Origin of the sequence: Paenibacillus popilliae ATCC 14706, from assembly GCF_000315235.1 — a bacterium.
Taxonomy (GTDB): Bacteria; Bacillota; Bacilli; order Paenibacillales; family Paenibacillaceae; genus Paenibacillus_B; species Paenibacillus_B popilliae.
In genome coordinates this window covers 1-284 of record NZ_BALG01000551.1, presented here as the reverse complement: position 1 = coordinate 284, position 284 = coordinate 1, and the positions used below count along the sequence as shown (strand labels likewise).

Genomic DNA, 284 nt, shown 5'->3' with positions numbered 1-284 from the left:
AAATATATTGATTGGGAGGCTTGGGGATGAAAATTGGTCACAGGATAATTTACGATGCACAAACAGGAAAGGTACTCAACGGAACGTTTGGTGAGATGTCGGGAAATATTAAGAGCGGTTTACGCCCTGAAAAAATCGATTACTTAGATCTCCCATACGGCTACAACGAAAATAATTTCCGAGACGTCAATTTGTACCACATCGACGTCTCAAAACCGAAGACAGCCCCAATTGATGAACGCATCGTTATTGATAGCTATATAAAGCACGAGCCGTCACAGGCG

At 42.6% G+C, this 284-nt stretch carries 1 protein-coding gene; it reads left to right on the top strand.

Annotated elements, in window-relative coordinates:
- Positions 1-26: 26 nt before the first annotated feature.
- The coding region (locus PPOP_RS19110) for a hypothetical protein (protein WP_006288363.1) at positions 27-284 on the top strand (258 nt) is incomplete at its 3' end.